The sequence below is a fragment of the Pseudomonas sp. RV120224-01b genome (assembly GCF_003208145.1).
Taxonomy (GTDB): domain Bacteria; phylum Pseudomonadota; class Gammaproteobacteria; order Pseudomonadales; family Pseudomonadaceae; genus Aquipseudomonas; species Aquipseudomonas monteilii.
Genome location: NZ_QKMQ01000003.1, coordinates 326,585 through 346,167, shown reverse-complemented (window position 1 = coordinate 346,167; position 19,583 = coordinate 326,585). Strand labels below are relative to the sequence as shown.

Here is a 19,583-nt window from a genome sequence, read left to right as displayed (position 1 = left end):
CAAGCCAGCTCCCACAGGTACTGCACAAGGCTCCAGGCCTGTGAGATACCTGTGGGAGCTGGCTTGCCTGCGATGGGCCGCAAAGCGGCCCCAACGATATCAGCTGTTTTGCGAACCTTCGAACCAGGCCAGCTTTTCACGCAGTTGCACCACCTCCCCCACAATCACCAGGGTAGGCGCATGCACTTCATGCCGCGCCACCAGCTCTGGCAAATCCGCCAGGGTACCGGTGAATACCCGCTGGTTACGCGTAGTGCCCTGCTGAACCAACGCAGCTGGCGTACTCGCCGCCCGCCCATGGCGAATCAGCTCGGCACAGATGGTCGGCAAGCCCACCAACCCCATGTAGAACACCAAGGTCTGCGCTGGCGCCACCAAGTCATCCCACGGCAGGTTGCTGGTGCCATCCTTCAGGTGCCCGGTCACGAAACGCACCGACTGGGCGTAGTCGCGGTGAGTCAGCGGAATCCCGCCATAAGCGGAACAGCCGCTGGCCGCCGTAATGCCTGGCACCACCTGAAACGGAATGCCATGCTCGGCCAGCTCTTCGATCTCTTCGCCACCACGGCCAAAGATGAACGGGTCGCCACCTTTAAGTCGCAGCACACGCTTGCCCTGCTGGGCCAAATCGACCAGCAGCCGGTTGATCTGGTCCTGCGGCACAGCATGGTCGGCGCGGCGCTTGCCCACGTAGATACGCTCGGCATCACGCCGGCACATCTCGATGATCGCAGGAGCCACCAGGCGGTCGTACAGCACCACGTCGGCCTGCTGCATCAGGCGCAAGGCACGGAAGGTGAGCAAGTCCGGATCACCCGGGCCCGCACCTACCAGGTAAACCTCGCCCCCCTGCTGCACCGGCGCGCCGTCTACCATCGCCTGCAACAGGCGTTCGGCTTCGGCGCCCTGCCCGGCCAGCTGGCGCTCGGCAATCGGCCCCTGGAACACGGTTTCCCAGAAGCCGCGGCGCTGGTTGACGTCCGGGTACAAGGATTTCACCTTGTGCCGAAAGCGCGCTGCCAGCCCGGCCAGCTCACCATAGGCCGACGGAATCCAGGCCTCCAGCTTGGCGCGAATCAACCGCGCCAGTACCGGGGCGTCACCGCCACTGGACACCGCAATCACCAGGGGTGAACGGTCGACAATCGCCGGGAAGATCACCGTGCACAGGGCCGGTGCGTCAACCACATTGACTGGCAGGCTAAGGGCCTGCGCATCCGCCGACACCTGGGCGTTCAGCCCAGGGTCGTCGGTTGCTGCGATCACCAGCCGGCAACCGACCAGGTCAGCGGCCTGATAGCCACGCACCAGCACCTCACCGCCACCTTCCCGGGCCAACGCAGCCAACTGGCCGTCGACATCCGGCGCCACCACGCGCAGCACGCCACCGGCATCCGCCAGCAGGCGCGCCTTGCGCAAGGCGATCTCACCGCCGCCGACGACCAGCACGCGGCCGCCCTGCAGCTTGTGGAACAGCGGCAGGTAATCCATTTAGCGGATGACCTCGACGCCGCCCATGTAAGGCTTCAGCACGTCCGGCACCCGGATCGAACCATCGGCCTGCTGGTAGTTTTCCAGCACGGCAACCAGGGTACGGCCGACGGCCAGGCCGGAGCCGTTGAGGGTGTGCACCAACTCTGGCTTGCCGGTTTCCGGGTTGCGCCAGCGGGCCTGCATGCGGCGCGCCTGGAAGTCGCCGCAGTTGGAGCACGAGCTGATTTCGCGGTACTTGTCCTGGCTCGGTACCCACACTTCCAGGTCGTAGGTTTTGACGGCGCCAAAGCCCATGTCGCCCGTGCACAGGGCCAGTACGCGATAAGGCAGTTCCAGCAGTTGCAGTACACGTTCGGCGTTGGCGGTCAGGCCTTCCAGGGCTTCCATCGACTTGGCCGGTTCTACCACCTGCACCATCTCGACCTTGTCGAACTGGTGCTGGCGGATCATGCCGCGGGTGTCACGGCCGGAAGCACCGGCTTCACTGCGGAAGCACGGGGTGTGGGCAACCAGTTTCAGCGGCAACTGCTTGGCGTCGAGGATCTCACCGGCCACCAGGTTAGTCAGCGACACTTCGGCGGTCGGGATCAGATAGAAGTCCGCCTCACCTTCGCGGGTGATCTTGAACAGGTCTTCCTCGAACTTCGGCAGCTGGCCGGTGCCTTGAAGGGCCGGGGCCTGCACCAGGTACGGGGTGTAGTGCTCCTCGTAGCCGTGCTCGCCGGTGTGCAGGTTGATCATGAATTGCGCCAGGGCGCGGTGCAGGCGGGCGATCGGGCCACGCAGCACGGCAAAACGGGCGCCAGACAGCTTGGCAGCGGCTTCGAAGTCCAGGCCACCGCTGACTTCGCCCAGGGCGACGTGGTCCTTGATTTCGAAGTCGAAGGCCTTCGGCGTGCCCCAACGGCGCACTTCGACGTTGTCGTCTTCGCTGACACCGACCGGTACGCTGGCGTCCGGCAGGTTGGGGATGGTCAGCAGGATACCGTCCAGTTCAGCCTGGATGGCGTCCAGTTCGGTCTTGCCAGCAGCCAGCTCATTGGCCATGCGCTCGACGTCGGCCATCAATGGCGCGATGTCTTCGCCCTTGGCCTTGGCCTGGCCGATGGATTTGGAACGGGCGTTGCGCTCGGCTTGCAGCTGCTCGGTGCGGGTCTGCACTGCCTTGCGGCGCTCTTCCAGTGATTCGATGCGCGCGACATCCAGGCTGAAGCCACGGGAGGCCAGGCGATCTGCCACTTCCTGAAGTTGGCCGCGTAACAGTTTGGAATCGAGCATATCGTTCTCTCGTTATAAGTAGGTGTTGGTTCAGAATCGGGTCAGGGACAGGCCGGCCCAGGTCGCGAGCAGCCCGCCCACCACGCTGATACTGGTATAGCCCAAGGCAAGGGGCACCTGCCCGCTTTCCATCAGGCGCACGGTATCGAGCGAGAAGGAGGAAAAGGTTGTCAGGCCACCGAGGAAACCGACAATCAGGCCGGCGCGCAGCTCGACCGGCGCCAGCGGCTTGTGCAGGAACAGGCCATAGAGCAGGCCGATCAGCAGGCAGCCAACCAGGTTGACCGCCAGCGTACCGGCATAGAAGTGCCGTGGCCAGTGGGCCGCTACCCAGTTGGCGGTAGCAAAGCGCAACAAGGTGCCGGCGATACCGCCCGCGCTGACCGCGGCGATGAGTGCAATCACGGTTTTCTCCGTTGACGGGGGCTGTTGCGGTCGAGCTCGGCCAGGTGGCGTAGCTTCTCGCCAATCTTCAGTTCCAGGCCACGGGGCACTGGCTGGTAGTACTGGCGAGGCTCCAGTTCATCGGGGAAGTAGTCTTCACCGGCGGCATAAGCGTCGGGTTCATCATGGGCATAGCGGTACTCGTCGCCGTAGCCCAGTTGTTTCATCAGTTTGGTCGGGGCGTTGCGCAAGTGCAGTGGCACCTCCAGCGAGCCATGTTCGGCCGCTTCGCGCAGGGCAGTCTTGAAGCCCATGTACACCGCATTGCTCTTCGGCGCGCAGGCCAGGTAGGTGATGGCCTGGGCCACTGCCAGCTCGCCTTCGGGGCTGCCCAGGCGTTCCTGCACGTCCCACGCCGCCAGGCACAGGCTGAGCGCTCGCGGGTCGGCGTTGCCGATATCCTCGCTGGCCATGCGCACCACGCGGCGGGCGATGTACAGCGGGTCGCAACCGCCGTCGAGCATGCGCGCAAACCAGTACAGGGCACCATCGGGGTTGGAACCGCGCACCGACTTGTGCAGCGCGGAGATCTGGTCGTAGAACGCCTCACCACCCTTGTCGAAACGACGGCGGCTATCACCAAGCAGGCTTTGCAGCATCTCGACGTCGATTTCGCTGCCGTCTTCGGCCAGGTCCGAGGCGTTCTCAAGGAAGTTGAGCATGCGCCGGCCATCGCCATCGGCGGCAGCCATCAGCATCTTGAAGGCGTCGTCGCCCACCCGCAGGTTGCGCTTGCCCAGGCCGCGCTCTTCGGTCAGCGCGCGGTTGACCAGTTTGCGCAGTGCCGCCTCGTCCAGGCTTTTGAGCACGTACACCCGCGCCCGCGAAAGCAACGCGTTGTTCAGCTCGAAGGACGGGTTTTCAGTGGTGGCGCCGATGAACAGCAGCGTGCCGTCTTCCACGTAGGGCAAAAAGGCATCCTGCTGCGACTTGTTGAAGCGGTGCACTTCGTCGACGAACAGGATGGTACGGCGGCCATACTGGCCGGCCTGCTGCTTGGCCACTTCAACGGCCTGGCGGATTTCTTTCACCCCGGCCAGTACCGCCGACACGGTTTCGAAATGCGCGTCACAAAACTGCGCCAGCAGCCGCGCAAGGGTGGTCTTGCCCACCCCCGGCGGCCCCCAGAAGATCATCGAGTGCAGCGCACCCTGCTCCAGCGCCTCGCGCAGCGGCTTACCCCGCGCCAGCAGGTGCTCCTGGCCGACGTACTCGTCCAGGTTGGACGGGCGCAGGCGAGCGGCCAGGGGCTGGGCAACGGGTTCGCTTCGAAACAGGTCCATGGTGAGCCTTGGTTACTCCTTGATCACGTCCGCGCCTTTGGGGATGTCGAACTTGAACTGGCTGTCCGGCACCGCCTGGTTGGCCTTGACGCCATTGAACAGGATGTTGGTGCGCTGGCCGACACTGTCGATCAGCTGCATGTCATTGATCAGGCCTTTGCGGAACGACACGCGCAGCGAGTCGAACAGGGTGTCCTTGGTCTTCGGCTTGAGGGTGAAGTCCATTACCTCGCCCTGCTCCTTGGAAGCAATGTCGAAACTCTGGCTGATCTTCGACACATCACCGGACAGCAGCAGCGCAGGGGTCTGGTTCAGTCGCACATCGAGCTTCTTGATGGTGGCCTGTTCCAGGTCCGGGTCCCACAGGGTGACGTTCTTGCCGTCCGAAACCACCACCTGCTCCTGCGGTGCATCAGTGTGCCAGTAGAACAGGCCCGGGCGCTTGACCGCCATCTTGCCCGAGGTTTCCTGCAGGCTGGTGCCATCGGCGCCCAGGGTCAGCTGGGAGAAGTTGGCCTCGATGGTCTGCGACTTTTCCAGCAGCTGGGTCAGGCGTTGTACGTCTTGCTCACCGGCATAAGCAGTAACCGAGCCCAGGGTCAGGGCAGAAACCAACAGCATGCGAATCGCGCGCATGGGAATCCTCATTGAGCATTGAAAAGGCCGGGCGCCACCGTTGGCGCCCGGCAAGGTGTTCTTCAGTCGCGCGGGCCGCCCGGGGCAATCACTTCCCGCGAGCCGTTGCTGTTCATGGGGGTGACCACGCCGGCCATTTCCATGGCTTCGATCATGCGGGCGGCGCGGTTGTAACCGATCTTCAGCTTGCGCTGCACAGCCGAAATGGACGCGCGGCGGCTTTCCAGCACGAACTGCACGGCCTCATCATACAGGGCGTCGCTCTCCGAATCTTCACCATCACCGCCACCACCGCCGCCGCCGTCGAAGCCACTGCCGGCTTCTTCCACACCGTTGAGGATGTCGTCGTTGTAATCCGGCGCGCCGCGCAGCTTCCACGCTTCGACCGTACGGTGCACTTCGTCGTCGGAAACAAACGCACCGTGCACGCGAATCGGCAGGCTGGTGCCCGGCGGCATGTACAGCATGTCGCCGTGGCCCAGCAACTGCTCGGCACCACCCTGGTCGATGATGGTGCGCGAGTCGATCTTGCTCGACACCTGGAACGCCATGCGGGTCGGGATGTTGGCCTTGATCAGGCCGGTAATCACGTCCACCGACGGGCGCTGGGTGGCAAGAATCAGGTGGATACCGGCCGCCCGCGCCTTCTGGGCGATACGGGCGATCAGCTCTTCAACCTTCTTGCCGACGATCATCATCATGTCGGCAAACTCGTCCACCACCACCACGATGGTCGGCAGGGTCTTCAGCGCAGGCGGTTCATCGTCCATACTCTCGCGACGGTACAGCGGGTCGTGGATGATTTCGCCGGCTTCCTGAGCATCCTTGATCTTGCGGTTGAAGCCGGCCAGGTTACGCACGCCCATGGCCGCCATCAGCTTGTAGCGCCGCTCCATCTCGGCCACGCTCCAGCGCAGGGCGTTGGCGGCGTCCTTCATGTCGGTGACCACCGGGCACAGCAAGTGCGGGATGCCTTCGTAGATCGACAGTTCGAGCATTTTCGGGTCGATCATGATCAGCCGCGCGTCTTCCGGGCTGGACTTGAACAAAATCGACAGGATCATCGCGTTCACACCCACCGACTTACCGGAGCCGGTAGTACCGGCCACCAGCAGGTGGGGCATCTTGGCCAGGTCGGTAATCACCGGCTTACCGCCGATGTCATGGCCCAGGGCCAGCGTGACCGGGGACTTCTGTTCGTCGTACTGCGGCGTGGCCAGCACCTCGGAGAAGCGCACCATCTGCCGGTTTTCGTTGGGGATCTCGATACCCACGGTGGTCTTGCCGGGGATCACCTCGACCACACGCACGCTGGTCACGGCCAGCGAGCGCGCCAGGTCCTTGGCCAGGTTGGCGATGCGACTGACCTTCACGCCAGCGGCCGGCTGAATTTCGTAACGGGTAATCACCGGCCCGGGGTGGATCGAGTCCACCGACACTTCTACACCGAATTCCTTGAGTTTGATTTCCAGCAGTTGGCCGACACCGGCCAGGGACTCTGGCGAATACTCGATCTTCTTCTGCTCGGCAGGGTCGAGGATGGAAATCGACGGCAAGGTGCCTTCCACCGCGCTGTCGATGAACAGCGGTGCCTGCTTTTCCTTCATCACCCGCTTGCTCGGCTCCGGAGCCTTGGCGGCGGCGGGTGGCACGATCGTCGGGGCGGCGTGCTGCTCGCGAGGGACCACGGTTTCACGCGGCACTACGGGCTCACGGGTGGCCTCACGTGGTGGCACGACAGGCTCACGGCCAAGCGTCGGCTCACGGGGCTCAACGACCGGGGCCGGCGCTTCTTCACGCTTGAAAATACGCTCACGCAACGCCGGCTTGGCCGGTTCACGCTTCTCGGCGGCCATCGGCGCGGCCTTGACCACCGGCTCATCCTCGCGCAGTTGCGCCTCCAGGCGCTTGCGCTCGTTGCGGGCTTCCCACCAACGGTTGGCGGCGCCCTGCACCAGTTCGAAGAGGTCGAGGGTGATCTTGCCGGTCAGGTCCATCACCTTGAACCACGACAAGTCGGTGAACACCGTCAGGCCGAACAGGAACAGGGCAATGAACATCAGCGTGCTGCCCTGCACGTTCAGCAGGTTGCGCGCCAGATCACCAAGGCTTTCGCCCAATGCGCCACCTGCAGAGAACGGCAAGCTCGCCGGCGGATGGAAGTGGATATGCGCCAGCGCCGCCCCGGACAACACCAGGAACACCAGGCCGATCAACCGCCAGGAGAACAGCCAGCCGCTCCAGTCCCACGGCTGGTGGCGTTCGCGGAAGATCTGCCAGGTCTTCACCGCCAGCAGCAGCGGGAAGATATAGGCGAAGTAACCCAGCACCATGAACAGGATATCGGCGAAGTAGGCGCCGGCACGCCCGGCGGCATTCTGCACCTGGTCGACGGTGGCGGTGTGGCTGAAGCCCGGGTCCGAAGTGTCGTAGGTCAGCAGGGCCATCCACAGGTACAGGCACAGGGCGCCGACAGCGATCAACGCACCTTCCTTGAGGCGATAATGCAGCTGCTGCCGCCACAGGGGCACGGGCAAGGGAGCTGGGGTTGCGGTGGATTTCTTCAAAACGCGTCTATTCCTGCGCGTGCTGCGCGTCCAATAGTGATCGGCCGGCGGTGCGGCCAATGAACCACTACTTTTAACATTACTGCCCGACAGCCGCCATGGCGGCACGCCGTATGGGGGTTTGGCCGGGGGCGACTTTCATATACCTGCAATTTGAGCATGCATTTTCTTTTGTGACAAAGGCTTATGCTGTGTTTTTGCACAGGTGTGACAGCAAATGTAGCGGATGGTGCCTGCGGTTTCATGAATGTGTAGGAAATTGCCTGAATTCGCCCCCCGCAAAGCAGCCACAACCATTGACCCTGCCATGCGCGCAAGCCATGCTGCCCTCTCCCCTCCCCCACCGCACGATAGACCATGCTCACCTGGCTGACCCGCGACTCGCTGACCTTCCCGCCCCTGGAAAAGGCCCTGCACGACCCCAACGGCCTGCTGGCCGCCGGCGGCGACCTTACCCCCGAGCGCCTGGTCCAGGCCTATCGTCACGGTTGCTTCCCGTGGTACCAGGATGGCCAGCCGATCCTGTGGTGGTCACCGGACCCGCGCACGGTGCTGCTGCCCGACCAGCTGCACGTGTCGCGCTCGCTGGCCAAGCTGATGCGCCAAGGCCGCTACCAGGCCAGCTTCGACACCGACTTCCCGGCCGTGATCGCCGCCTGCGCCGCGCCACGCGACTACGCCGACGGCACCTGGATCACCGACACCATGCGCAACGCCTACTGCGAACTGCACCGACGCGGCATTGCCCACTCGGTGGAAGTGCGCCAGGACGGCGAACTGGTCGGCGGCCTGTACGGCCTGGCCATGGGCCAGTTGTTCTTCGGTGAATCGATGTTCAGCCGCGCCGACAACGCCTCCAAGGTCGGCTTCGTGACCTTGGTCAACCACCTGCGTCAGGCCGGGTTCGTGCTGATCGACTGCCAGATGCCCACCAACCACCTGCACAGCCTGGGCGCCCACGCCATCAGCCGCGCCGAATTCGCTGGCTACCTGGCACGCCACCTCGACCAGCCCAACAGCGCCACGTGGGTTGCCTAGGCGAGTTCCCGTAGCTGGCTTACACTTAAAACAAAGTCTCACCGAGGGGGTTGATCATGACAGAGTTGGCGCGGTTGAAGTTTTATGCCACTCAGCCCCACTCCTGCAGCTACCTGCCCGAGGAGCAGGCCACCACGCTGTTCCTCGACCCCAGCCAGCCGATGGACGTGAACGTGTACGCCGACCTGTCGGAAATGGGCTTCCGCCGCAGTGGCGACCATCTGTACCGCCCGCACTGCCAGAACTGCAACGCCTGCGTGCCGGCACGCATCCCGGCGGCGCGCTTTATCCCCAACCGCCAGCAACGGCGCATCCTCAAGCGCAATGCCGACCTGACCGTGACGGCGGCGCGCCCAACCTTCAAGGAAGAGTATTTCGAGCTGTACCGGCGCTATATCGAAACACGCCACGCCGACGGTGACATGTACCCGCCCAGCCGCGACCAGTTTTCCACCTTTCTGGTGCGCGACCTGCCGTTCTGCTGGTTTTACGAGTTCCGCCTGGAAGGCCGCTTGATGGCAGTGGCCGTGTGCGACCTGCTGCCCAACGGCCTGTCGGCGGTGTACACCTTCTACGAACCGGACGAAGAGCGACGCAGCCTGGGCCGCTTTGCCATCCTGTGGCAAATCACCGAAGCCCTGCGCCAGGACCTGGAGGCGGTATACCTGGGTTACTGGATCAAGAACTGCAAGAAAATGAACTACAAGACGCAGTATCGGCCCATCGAATTGCTGATAAACCAGCGCTGGGTCACCCTCAACTGAAAGCATTGGCTTGACACACAGTTTTCGGGCATAATCCACGCCACTTTTTTGCCCGGTGCGGATATGCGTCGGGCCAACACTGGATCCGAGGGCTCTACTGCATGTCGAAAGAAGACAGCTTCGAAATGGAAGGTACTGTCGTCGACACCCTGCCCAACACCATGTTCCGCGTGGAGTTGGAAAACGGGCACGTCGTAACCGCGCACATCTCCGGAAAGATGCGCAAGAACTACATCCGTATTCTCACTGGCGACAAGGTCCGCGTCGAACTGACGCCATACGACCTGAGCAAGGGCCGCATCACCTACCGTGCGCGCTAAGCTCAAGCCATGAAAAAGCCCGGCCATGTGCCGGGCTTTTTTGTGTCTGCCATATTGTAGGGGCTGCTTTGCAGCCCTTCGCGGGCACGCCCGCTCCCACAGGTTATAGCTATCCTCCTGTGGGAGCGGGCGTGCCCGCGAAGGGCCGCAAAGCGGCCCCCTATATCAGGCAACCTCAGCCGTGGTCTCGAAGTCGAACACCAGTTCGCCATCGCGCAGGTCGACGTGCACCACGCCACCATGCTCGGCCAGTTCGCCAAACAGGATCTCCTCGGCCAGCGGCCGCTTGATCTTGTCCTGGATCAGCCGCGCCATCGGCCGCGCACCCATCTGCACGTCGTAGCCCGACACCGCCAGCCAGCCGCGCGCCGCATCACTGACTTCCAGCAGCACACGCTTGTCTTCCAGCTGCGCCTGCAGTTCGATAAGGAACTTGTCGACGATGCTCTTGATCGTCTCGGTGCTCAGGCGACCAAACTGGATAATGGTATCCAGACGGTTGCGGAACTCTGGCGTGAAGCTCTTGCGGATCACTTCCATGGCATCGGACGCGTGGTCCTGATGGGTGAAGCCGATCGAGGCCCGCGCTGCCGTTTCTGCACCCGCGTTGGTGGTCATGATCAGGATCACGTTACGGAAGTCGGCCTTGCGCCCGTTGTTGTCGGTCAGCGTACCGTGGTCCATCACCTGCAGCAGCAGGTTGAAGACTTCCGGGTGGGCCTTCTCGATTTCGTCGAGCAGCAATACGCAGTGTGGTTGCTTGGTAATCGCCTCGGTCAGCAAGCCACCCTGGTCGAACCCTACGTAACCAGGAGGCGCACCGATCAGGCGCGACACGGTGTGACGCTCCATGTACTCGGACATGTCGAACCGCACCAGCTCCACGCCCAGCGCCTTGGCCAGCTGCCGCGCCGCTTCGGTCTTGCCGACGCCGGTAGGGCCGGCGAACAGGAACGAACCGACAGGCTTGTCTGGCGACTTCAGGCCAGCACGGGACAGCTTGATGGCCGTAGACAGCGAGTCGATGGCCTGGTCCTGGCCGAACACGGTCAGCTTCAGGTCACGTTCAAGGTTACGCAGCAGCTCCTTGTCGGAGCTGGTGACGTGCTTTGGCGGAATCCGCGCGATCTTGGCGACGATGTCCTCGACTTGAGGCACATCGATGCGTTTGACGCGCATGGCTTCCGGCTGCAGGCGCTGGTAGGCACCGGCTTCGTCGATCACATCGATGGCCTTGTCCGGCATGTGCCGGTCATTGATGTAGCGCGAGGCCAGTTCGGCGGCGGCGCGCAGGGCTTCGTCGCTGTACTCGATGTTGTGGTGGCTCTCGAAGCGCCCTTTCAGGCCGCGCAGGATGCCCACGGTGTCTTCGACCGACGGCTCGCTGACATCCACCTTCTGGAAGCGACGCGCCAGGGCACGGTCCTTCTCGAAGATGCCGCGGAATTCCTGGAACGTGGTCGAGCCGATGCAACGGATCTCACCCGACGACAGCAGTGGCTTGAGCAGGTTGGAGGCATCCATCACCCCACCCGATGCCGCACCGGCACCGATGATGGTGTGAATTTCGTCGATGAACAGGATCGCCTGTGGGCGCTTGCGCAGCTCGCCGAGCAGCGCCTTGAAGCGCTTCTCGAAGTCGCCGCGGTATTTGGTACCGGCCAACAGCGCGCCCAGGTCAAGGGAATACACCACGCTTTGGGCCAGCAGGTCGGGCACCTGGCCATCGACAATGCGCTTGGCCAGGCCTTCGGCGATAGCCGTCTTGCCGACGCCCGCCTCACCCACCAGCAACGGGTTGTTCTTGCGCCGGCGCGCCAGGATTTGCGCCACGCGCTCCACTTCCTGCTCGCGGCCCACCAGCGGGTCGATACGGCCGGCACGGGCCAGCTCGTTCAGGTTGCTGGCATAGGCGTCCAGCGGGTTGCTCGAAGAGGAGGTTTCGCCACCCTCTTCGTCCTGCATGTCCTGGTCGCTTTCAGATTGCGAACCATGCCCCGGCACCTTGGAGATGCCATGGGCGATATAGTTGACCACGTCGATGCGCGCCACGCTCTGCTGTTTCAGCAGGAACACAGCCTGGCTTTCCTGTTCGCTGAAGATCGCCACCAGCACGTTGGCGCCGGTCACTTCGCGCTTGCTGGAGCTTTGCACGTGGAACACGGCACGCTGCAGCACCCGCTGGAAGCCCAGGGTCGGCTGGGTTTCACGGTCTTCGTCGTTGACAGGAATCAGCGGCGTAGTGGAATCGATGAACTCTTGCAGGTCGTGCTTGAGCTTGTCGAGATTGGCGCCACAGGCGCGCAGAACGGTCGCGGCAGCCTCATTGTCAAGGAGTGCCAGCAGCAGATGTTCGACGGTCATGAACTCATGACGCTTCGAACGGGCCTCCTTGAAGGCAAGATTGAGGGTGACTTCGAGCTCGCGGTTTAACATAGCTTCACCTCATACCCAAGTGGTCGGCGATTAACCGTCCTTCTCGATTTCACAGAGTAGCGGATGCTGGCTTTCCCTGGCGTATTGGTTGACCTGCATAGCCTTTGTTTCGGCGATGTCACGGGTAAACAATCCGCACACTGCCCGCCCTTCGGTATGGACGGTCAGCATGATCTTGGTCGCCAGCTCGCGGTTCAGATTAAAGAACGTCTCGAGCACTTCGACGACGAAATCCATCGGCGTGTAGTCATCGTTGAACAAAACCACCTTGTACATCGGTGGCGCCTGCAGGATCGGCTTGGCTTCCTGAACTGCAAGACCTGAGCCGTCGTCCTCATTCGATTGCGGGCGATCCTGATTGAATGTTAGTCGAATCTCACTAGGTGCATGCATGGAAAGAATTTCATCATGAGCGTCAGGTTAAGGTTGTGGGTTGACCGCACAGGCCACGAACGGCGCAGGCGCCGGGCGACCTTGACTATCGGCAAAACGGTGTTACAACCAATAAGAACCCACCGTGGTCGATAAAGATCCGCGCAGTCAACCAGATTTTTCGCATGGTTCGTATGCGGATGAAGTGGATGATACTCCAGTGATGGAGTCCTTTGCAGAGGGACATAGGGATGGCAAGCGGTAAAGTCAAGTGGTTCAACAATGCCAAGGGCTACGGATTCATCAACGAGGAAGGTAAATCCGATGACCTTTTCGCTCATTACTCGGCCATCCAGATGGACGGATACAAGACACTGAAGGCGGGCCAGGCCGTGGAATTCGAAATCATCCAGGGCCCCAAAGGCCTGCACGCGGTCAAGATAATGGACGCCGCTGCCGCTGCGGCTGCCAAGGCCCAAGGCCAGACCGCGAGCGAAACCGTGCGCGCCTGATCGCCGCCCCGTGTCGTAATACGAAAAAACCGGTCGCCCCTTTACCCAGGCGACCGGTTTTCTCTTGCCTTACATATGCTTGATCATTGCATCACCAAAACCTGAACTGCCGACCAGCGTGGCGCCGTCCATCAGCCGCTCGAAGTCGTAGGTCACGGTCTTGGCCGCAATCGCGCCATTGGTGCCCTTGATGATCAGGTCGGCCGCCTCGGTCCAACCCATGTGCCGCAGCATCATCTCCGCCGAGAGAATGACCGACCCCGGGTTGACCTTGTCTTGCCCCGCATACTTGGGCGCGGTGCCATGGGTGGCCTCGAACATGGCCACGGTGTCGGACAGGTTGGCGCCCGGTGCGATGCCGATACCGCCCACCTCCGCCGCCAGGGCGTCGGACAGGTAGTCACCGTTGAGGTTGAGGGTGGCGATCACGTCGTACTCGGCCGGGCGCAGCAGAATTTGCTGCAACATGGCGTCGGCGATGGCGTCTTTGACAATCACCTCGCGGCCGGTCTTGGGGTTCTTGAACTTCATCCACGGGCCGCCATCGAGCAGTTCGGCACCAAACTCATCCCGGGCCACTTCGTACCCCCAGTCTTTGAAGGCACCTTCGGTGAACTTCATGATGTTGCCTTTGTGTACCAGGGTCAGCGACTCGCGGTCATTGTCCACCACGTATTGCAGCGCCTTGCGCACCAGGCGCTTGGTGCCTTCTTTCGAGACCGGCTTCACGCCAATGCCGCAGTCCTGGTCGAAGCGGATCTTGGTGACGCCCATTTCCTCCTTGAGGAACTTGATCACCTTGTTGGCCTCGGGCGAGCCGGCCTTCCACTCGATGCCGGCATAGATGTCCTCGGAGTTCTCACGGAAGATCACCATGTCGACGTCGCCAGGCTTTTTCACCGGGCTCGGTACACCCTGGAACCACAGCACCGGCCGCAGGCACACATACAGGTCCAGTTGCTGGCGCAGGGCCACGTTGAGCGAGCGGATGCCGCCACCCACCGGGGTGGTCAACGGGCCCTTGATCGACACCACGTAATCACGCACGGCGTCGAGGGTTTCCTGAGGCAGCCAGGTGTCCTGGTCGTACACCTGGGTGGCCTTCTCGCCGGCGTACACCTCCATCCAGGCAATCTTGCGCTTGCCGCCGTAGGCCTTCTGCACGGCGGCATCGACCACCTTGATCATCACAGGCGAAACATCGACGCCGATCCCGTCACCCTCAATGTAAGGAATGATCGGGTGGTCAGGCACGTTAAGCGAATGGTCTGCATTGACGGTGATCTTGGTGCCGTCGGTCGGAACCTTGATTTTCTGGTATCCCATGCTTGCACTACTCCGCTGTCGGGTGTGGTTTGGACATCATGCGATGCAATGAGCCTAAACCACATCTGCCGACCTGCAAGGCATGCGACAACCCGCCACATTGCCGCTTAGTCTTTGGTCTTATAAATGGGCCGATATCACTTGGCCTTGCTGATTAGCCCGAATGGTTTGGTATACTCCGCCGCGACCGAAGGGTCATCGGGGCGAATCCCAGGAAAATGCGGACCGCCCTAGGCCATGAATGGCCGTAAAGCCTGGGCTGTTACCGCAGTTCAGCACTTGACGCTCGACTGATGCATCCACCATCACCGCTCGCAGCCTCTCGACTTTCCGCTCATGGCGTTGCCAGGGCGATGCGCCTACCCTGCGCACCACGAGACTCGAGCACGCTCAGCACACAGAGAGTTAACCCGCATGCCCACCCGTTCCAAGATCATCTATACCTTCACCGACGAAGCCCCCGCCCTCGCCACTTACTCGCTGCTGCCGATCATCGAAGCCTTCACCGCTTCGGCTGACATCGCCGTCGAAACCCGCGACATCTCCCTGGCCGGCCGTATCCTTGCCGCCTTCCCGGAGCAACTGGGCGCAGAGAAGCAAGTAGGCGATCACCTGGCGGAACTGGGCCAGCTGGCTACCACCCCTGAAGCCAACATCATCAAGCTGCCGAACATCAGCGCCTCGGTACCGCAGCTCAAAGCCGCGATCAAGGAACTGCAAGGTAAGGGCTTCAACATCCCTGACTACGCCGACGAGCCGGCCACCGCGGAAGAAAAAGAGTCCCGCGCCCGCTACGACCGCATCAAGGGTTCCGCCGTGAACCCGGTACTGCGCGAAGGCAACTCCGACCGCCGCGCGCCGCTGTCGGTGAAGAACTACGCTCGCAAGCACCCGCACAAAATGGGCGCCTGGGCCGCCGACTCCCAGTCGCACGTTGCCCACATGACCCAGGGCGACTTCTACGGCAGCGAAAAAGCTGCCCTGATCGAAGCTGACGACAGCCTGCGCATCGAGCTGGTTGCCAAAGACGGCAGCACCACCGTGCTGAAAGAAAAGACCGCCGTCAAAGCTGCTGAAGTGATCGACTGCGCCACCATGAGCCGCAAGGCCCTGAAAGCCTTCATCGCCGAGCAGATCGCCGATGCCAAGGCCTCCGGCGTGCTGCTGTCGGTGCACCTGAAAGCCACCATGATGAAGGTTTCCGACCCGATCATGTTCGGCGTCATCGTCGAAGAGTTCTACAACGACGTGCTGGCCAAGCACGCCGCCGCACTGGCTGAAGTAGGCTTCAACGCCAACAACGGCATCGGCGACCTGTACGCCCGCATCAAGGACCTGCCAGCCGACAAGCAGGCCGAAATCGAAGCCGACATCCAGGCCCTGTACGCCGAGCGCCCAGCCCTGGCCATGGTCAACTCCGACAAAGGCATCACCAACTTGCACGTACCGAGCGACGTCATTGTCGACGCCTCGATGCCGGCCATGATCCGTGACTCGGGCAAGATGTGGAACACCGCTGGCGAACTGCAAGACGCCAAGGCCGTGATCCCGGACCGTTGCTACGCTGGCATCTACCAGGCCACCATCGAAGACTGCAAGAAAAACGGCGCCTTCGACCCAACCACCATGGGCAGCGTGCCGAACGTTGGCCTGATGGCACAAAAGGCCGAAGAGTACGGTTCCCACGACAAGACCTTCCAGATCAAGGCCGACGGCGTGGTCCGTGTGGTCGATGGCAAGGGCAACGTCGTGCTGGAGCAGAACGTCGAAGCCGGTGACATCTTCCGCATGTGCCAGACCAAAGACGCGCCGATCCAGGACTGGGTCAAGCTGGCCGTCAACCGTGCCCGCCTGAGCAACACCCCTGCGGTGTTCTGGCTGGACCCGGCCCGCGCCCACGACGGCGTGATGATCGAGAAGGTACAAAAGTACCTGAAGGATCACGACACCACCGGCCTGGACATCCGCGTTCTGGCCCCGGTCGACGCCATCAAGTTCTCCCTGGCCCGCATCCGCGAAGGCAAGGACACCATCTCGGTGACCGGCAACGTGCTGCGCGACTACCTGACCGACCTGTTCCCGATCATGGAGCTGGGCACCAGCGCCAAGATGCTGTCGATCGTGCCGCTGATGAACGGCGGTGGCCTGTTCGAAACCGGCGCCGGCGGTTCGGCTCCGAAGCACGTGCAGCAGCTGGTTGAAGAGAACTTCCTGCGTTGGGACTCGCTGGGTGAATTCCTGGCCCTGGCCGCTTCCCTGGAGCACCTGGGCAACACCTACGACAACCCGCGTGCCAAGGTTCTGGCCAACACCCTGGACCAGGCTACCGGCAAGTTCCTCGACACCAACAAGTCGCCTTCGCGCAAAGTCGGTGGTATCGACAACCGCGGCAGCCACTTCTACCTGACCCTGTACTGGGCCCAGGCCCTGGCTGCCCAGGCTGACGACGCTGCCCTGCAGGCCCGCTTCGCCCCGCTGGCAAAAACCCTGACCGAGAACGAGGAGACTATCGTCGCCGAGCTCAACGCCGTTCAGGGCAAGCCAGCCGACATCGGTGGCTACTACGCCCCGGATGCCGAGCTGACCGCCAAGGTGATGCGCCCAAGCCAGACCCTGAACAGCGCCATTGCCGCACTGTAAGGTTCGCTTGAAGTAACAGCCCAAACCCCGGCCACGCACCGGGGTTTGTGCTTTCTGGGATTGGGGCTGCTGTGCAGCCCATCGCCGGCAAGCCAGCTCCCACAGGTATTGTGAATGCCTTAGGCCTTGCACCGTACCTGTGGGAGCTGGCTTGCCGGCGATGGACCGCACAGCGGTCCCGGCAATCTACAAGGACTTACCAATGACCTGGCAACCCCACATCACCGTCGCCACCATCGTCGAGCACGAAGGCAAGTTCCTCTTCGTCGAAGAGTTCAAAGCCAACCAGCACGTCTTCAACCAACCCGCCGGCCACCTCGAACCCAACGAGACCCTGCCCCAGGCCGCCCTGCGCGAAACCCTGGAAGAAACCGCCTGGGAAGTGGAGCTCACCGGCGTGGTCGGCATCTACCTCTACACCGCCCCCAGCAACGGCGTGACCTACCAGCGCATCTGCTTCGCCGCCCGCCCCGTACGCCACCACGCCGACCTGGCCCTGGACAGCGACATCGTCCGCGCCGTGTGGCTGACCCGCGACGAGCTGCTGGCCGACCCCACCCGCTGGCGCAGCGAGCTGGTGCCGCGCTGCCTCGACGACTACCTCAAAGGCCCCTTGCACAGCCTCGAACTGCTACGCGACTGACGCAACGTCGCGGGTTTGATAGAATCGGCGTTTTTCCCCTCTGATACACACCGGTACCCATGACCAGCCCAGCACTCAAAGACCCCGCCAAGACCCGCGTCATCGTCGGCATGTCCGGCGGCGTGGACTCTTCCGTCTCCGCCCTTCTGCTCATGGAGCAGGGCTACCAGGTGGAAGGGCTGTTCATGAAGAACTGGGAAGAAGACGACGGCACCGAATACTGCACCGCCCGCGAAGACCTGGCCGACGCCCAGGCCGTGTGCGACCGCATCGGCATCAAGCTGCACACCGCCAACTTCGCCGCCGAATACTGGGACAACGTGTTCGAACACTTCCTTGAAGAATACAAGGCTGGCCGCACGCCCAACCCGGACATCCTCTGCAACCGCGAAATCAAGTTCAAGGCGTTTCTCGACTACGCCCTGTCGCTGGGTGCCGACCTGATCGCAACCGGCCACTACGTACGCCGCCGCGACACCGGTGAGCTCACCGAACTGCTCAAGGGCCTGGACCCGAACAAGGACCAGAGCTACTTCCTGCACGCCGTCGGCGGCAAGGAAATCGCCCGCACCCTGTTCCCGGTCGGCGAGCTGGAAAAGCCCGAGGTGCGCGCCATCGCCGAAAAGCACGGCCTGGCCACCGCCAAGAAAAAGGACTCCACCGGCATCTGCTTCATTGGCGAGCGCCGTTTCAGCGACTTCCTCAAGCAGTACCTGCCAGCCCAGCCAGGCGACATCGAAACCACCGAAGGTGAAGTGATCGGCCGCCACCATGGCCTGATGTACCACACCATCGGCCAGCGCCAGGGCCTGGGGATTGGTGGCCTGAAAGATGCCGGTGACGAGCCGTGGTACGTGCTGCACAAGGACCTGACCCGCAACGTGCTGGTGGTCGGCCAGGGCAACGAACACCCATGGCTGTTCTCCCGCGCCCTGCTCGCATCGGAAATCTTCTGGGTCAACCCGATCGACCTCAGCCGCCCACGCCAGCTGACTGCCAAGGTGCGTTACCGCCAGAGCGACCAGCAATGTACCCTTGAGCTGACCGAAACCGGCTACCGCGCCGTGTTCGACGAGCCGCAGCGCGCCGTCACCCCGGGCCAGTCGGTGGTGTTCTACGACGGCGAAGTGTGCCTGGGCGGCGGCGTGATCGAAGCCGCCGAGCCGTGGAGCCCGCGCGCATGAGCAACCTGCAGGAGCAATTGATTGCCCTGGGCGGTGTATTCCAGGCCGCCGTGCTGGTTGACCGTATCGCCCGCACCGGCCAGGCCAGTGAGGCCAACATTGGCTGCATGCTCGGCAGCCTGCTGGTCCGCGACCCCAAGGACACCCTGGAGGTGTTCGGTGGCGACGACCTGAACCTGCGCGACGGCTACCGTGCACTGGCAGGCGCCCTGGAGCGCGACCCCAGCAGCCTGCAGCGCGAGCCGCTGCGCTATGCCCTGTCGATGCTGGGCCTGGAGCGCCAGCTGAACAAGCGTGGCGACCTGCTCGACACCATCGGCAACCGCTTGCCGCAAATCCAGTCCCAGGCCGAGCATTTCGGCCTGGTTCATGAAAACGTCATCGCTTCCAGCGGAGCCTTGTATCAGGACACGCTCAGCACCTTGCGCCAGCGCATCCAGGTGCATGGCGACATGCGTTTCCTGCAGCAGGCCAGCAACGCTTCCAAGATCCGTGCCCTGCTGCTGGCCGGTATCCGCGCCGCGCGCCTGTGGCGCCAGCTGGGCGGGCACCGCTGGCAGCTGGTGTTCAGCCGGCGCAAGCTGCTGAACGAACTGTACGACATGATGCGTTCGCCTTCCTGAAGACGCTTTTATAGGCCCGACCT

General features: G+C 62.7%; 17 protein-coding genes. 8 read left to right on the top strand and 9 right to left on the bottom strand.

The genetic code is table 11. The annotated features are described in order from the left end of the window. Positions 1 to 99: 99 nt before the first annotated feature. From cysG to N436_RS07550, 6 genes are all read right to left on the bottom strand, one after another. Complete coding sequence (gene cysG / locus N436_RS07575) at positions 100 to 1,491, bottom strand: siroheme synthase CysG (RefSeq protein WP_110740717.1); 1,392 nt, start codon at positions 1,489 to 1,491, stop codon at positions 100 to 102. Further along, positions 1,492 to 2,772 carry a serine--tRNA ligase gene (gene serS, locus N436_RS07570; RefSeq protein WP_105946619.1) on the bottom strand — a complete coding sequence of 427 codons (1,281 nt, stop codon included), beginning with the start codon at positions 2,770 to 2,772 and terminating at the stop codon, positions 1,492 to 1,494. 30 nt (positions 2,773 to 2,802) lie between these two features. Then, positions 2,803 to 3,177, bottom strand: coding sequence for a fluoride efflux transporter CrcB (crcB, locus tag N436_RS07565; protein WP_016711494.1), 375 nt, complete (start codon positions 3,175 to 3,177; stop codon positions 2,803 to 2,805). Beyond that, entirely contained in the window at positions 3,174 to 4,499 is a 1,326-nt protein-coding gene (locus N436_RS07560) for a replication-associated recombination protein A (protein WP_025753662.1), read from the bottom strand. The genes crcB and N436_RS07560 overlap by 4 nt, the downstream gene beginning before the upstream one ends. Positions 4,500 to 4,511: 12 nt before the next feature. After that, complete coding sequence (gene lolA, locus N436_RS07555) at positions 4,512 to 5,135, bottom strand: outer membrane lipoprotein chaperone LolA (protein WP_019096729.1); 624 nt, start codon at positions 5,133 to 5,135, stop codon at positions 4,512 to 4,514. A 62-nt stretch (positions 5,136 to 5,197) separates the two neighbouring features. Further along, positions 5,198 to 7,762, bottom strand: a complete 2,565-nt coding sequence (locus tag N436_RS07550) for a DNA translocase FtsK (RefSeq protein ID WP_371920895.1) — start codon at positions 7,760 to 7,762, stop codon at positions 5,198 to 5,200. A 297-nt stretch (positions 7,763 to 8,059) separates the two neighbouring features. On the opposite strand from N436_RS07550, the gene aat reads away from it, so the two are divergent. The 3 genes from aat (at position 8,060) to infA (ending at position 9,824) form a co-directional block, all read left to right on the top strand. Continuing rightward, positions 8,060 to 8,740 (top strand): leucyl/phenylalanyl-tRNA--protein transferase, encoded by a 681-nt coding sequence (aat, locus tag N436_RS07545; RefSeq protein ID WP_110740716.1) that lies wholly within the window; start codon positions 8,060 to 8,062, stop codon positions 8,738 to 8,740. Positions 8,741 to 8,796: 56 nt separating this feature from the next. After that, entirely contained in the window at positions 8,797 to 9,504 is a 708-nt protein-coding gene (locus tag N436_RS07540) for an arginyltransferase (protein WP_016711499.1), read from the top strand. 101 nt (positions 9,505 to 9,605) lie between these two features. Next, entirely contained in the window at positions 9,606 to 9,824 is a 219-nt protein-coding gene (infA, locus tag N436_RS07535; protein WP_002553999.1) for a translation initiation factor IF-1, read from the top strand. A gap of 165 nt (positions 9,825 to 9,989) precedes the next feature. On the opposite strand, the gene clpA is transcribed toward infA, so the two are convergent. After that, a complete protein-coding gene (gene clpA / locus N436_RS07530) occupies positions 9,990 to 12,260 on the bottom strand; it encodes an ATP-dependent Clp protease ATP-binding subunit ClpA (protein ID WP_110740715.1) in 2,271 nt (756 codons plus the stop codon). 30 nt (positions 12,261 to 12,290) lie between these two features. Beyond that, the gene (gene clpS, locus N436_RS07525) at positions 12,291 to 12,653 is read right to left on the bottom strand and encodes an ATP-dependent Clp protease adapter ClpS (protein WP_013973290.1); all 363 of its coding nucleotides are present in this window, start codon (positions 12,651 to 12,653) and stop codon (positions 12,291 to 12,293) included. Positions 12,654 to 12,883: 230 nt separating this feature from the next. On the opposite strand from clpS, the gene cspD reads away from it, so the two are divergent. Then, the gene (gene cspD, locus N436_RS07520) at positions 12,884 to 13,144 is read left to right on the top strand and encodes a cold shock domain-containing protein CspD (RefSeq protein WP_105946616.1); all 261 of its coding nucleotides are present in this window, start codon (positions 12,884 to 12,886) and stop codon (positions 13,142 to 13,144) included. A gap of 69 nt (positions 13,145 to 13,213) precedes the next feature. On the opposite strand, the gene icd is transcribed toward cspD, so the two are convergent. Next, positions 13,214 to 14,470: an NADP-dependent isocitrate dehydrogenase gene (gene icd / locus N436_RS07515; protein ID WP_105946615.1), complete on the bottom strand. Its 1,257-nt coding sequence runs from the start codon at positions 14,468 to 14,470 to the stop codon at positions 13,214 to 13,216. A 414-nt stretch (positions 14,471 to 14,884) separates the two neighbouring features. Between icd and N436_RS07510 the strand changes: the two genes are divergently transcribed. The 4 genes from N436_RS07510 to hflD all read left to right on the top strand — a co-directional run bounded on the left by N436_RS07510 (position 14,885) and on the right by hflD (position 19,560). Continuing rightward, entirely contained in the window at positions 14,885 to 17,110 is a 2,226-nt protein-coding gene (locus N436_RS07510; protein ID WP_110740714.1) for an NADP-dependent isocitrate dehydrogenase, read from the top strand. A gap of 202 nt (positions 17,111 to 17,312) precedes the next feature. Beyond that, entirely contained in the window at positions 17,313 to 17,753 is a 441-nt protein-coding gene (locus N436_RS07505) for an NUDIX hydrolase (RefSeq protein ID WP_110740713.1), read from the top strand. Between the two features lie 59 nt (positions 17,754 to 17,812). Further along, entirely contained in the window at positions 17,813 to 18,937 is a 1,125-nt protein-coding gene (gene mnmA, locus N436_RS07500) for a tRNA 2-thiouridine(34) synthase MnmA (protein WP_060497757.1), read from the top strand. Next, a complete protein-coding gene (gene hflD / locus N436_RS07495; RefSeq protein WP_016711506.1) occupies positions 18,934 to 19,560 on the top strand; it encodes a high frequency lysogenization protein HflD in 627 nt (208 codons plus the stop codon). Before mnmA ends, hflD begins: the two co-directional genes overlap by 4 nt. Positions 19,561 to 19,583: the final 23 nt, after the last annotated feature.

Bases quoted from the DNA above. Each gene is read 5' to 3' on its own strand.
- lolA (WP_019096729.1), bottom strand. From the start codon at position 5,135: ATGCGCGCGATTCGCATGCTGTTGGTTTCTGCCCTGACCCTGGGCTCG.
- N436_RS07540 (WP_016711499.1), top strand. From the start codon at position 8,797: ATGACAGAGTTGGCGCGGTTGAAGTTTTATGCCACTCAGCCCCACTCC.
- serS (WP_105946619.1), bottom strand. From the start codon at position 2,772: ATGCTCGATTCCAAACTGTTACGCGGCCAACTTCAGGAAGTGGCAGAT.
- cspD (WP_105946616.1), top strand. From the start codon at position 12,884: ATGGCAAGCGGTAAAGTCAAGTGGTTCAACAATGCCAAGGGCTACGGA.
- N436_RS07510 (WP_110740714.1), top strand. From the start codon at position 14,885: ATGCCCACCCGTTCCAAGATCATCTATACCTTCACCGACGAAGCCCCC.
- infA (WP_002553999.1), top strand. From the start codon at position 9,606: ATGTCGAAAGAAGACAGCTTCGAAATGGAAGGTACTGTCGTCGACACC.
- N436_RS07560 (WP_025753662.1), bottom strand. From the start codon at position 4,499: ATGGACCTGTTTCGAAGCGAACCCGTTGCCCAGCCCCTGGCCGCTCGC.
- icd (WP_105946615.1), bottom strand. From the start codon at position 14,470: ATGGGATACCAGAAAATCAAGGTTCCGACCGACGGCACCAAGATCACC.
- aat (WP_110740716.1), top strand. From the start codon at position 8,060: ATGCTCACCTGGCTGACCCGCGACTCGCTGACCTTCCCGCCCCTGGAA.
- N436_RS07505 (WP_110740713.1), top strand. From the start codon at position 17,313: ATGACCTGGCAACCCCACATCACCGTCGCCACCATCGTCGAGCACGAA.
- mnmA (WP_060497757.1), top strand. From the start codon at position 17,813: ATGACCAGCCCAGCACTCAAAGACCCCGCCAAGACCCGCGTCATCGTC.
- hflD (WP_016711506.1), top strand. From the start codon at position 18,934: ATGAGCAACCTGCAGGAGCAATTGATTGCCCTGGGCGGTGTATTCCAG.
- clpA (WP_110740715.1), bottom strand. From the start codon at position 12,260: ATGTTAAACCGCGAGCTCGAAGTCACCCTCAATCTTGCCTTCAAGGAG.
- cysG (WP_110740717.1), bottom strand. From the start codon at position 1,491: ATGGATTACCTGCCGCTGTTCCACAAGCTGCAGGGCGGCCGCGTGCTG.
- clpS (WP_013973290.1), bottom strand. From the start codon at position 12,653: ATGCATGCACCTAGTGAGATTCGACTAACATTCAATCAGGATCGCCCG.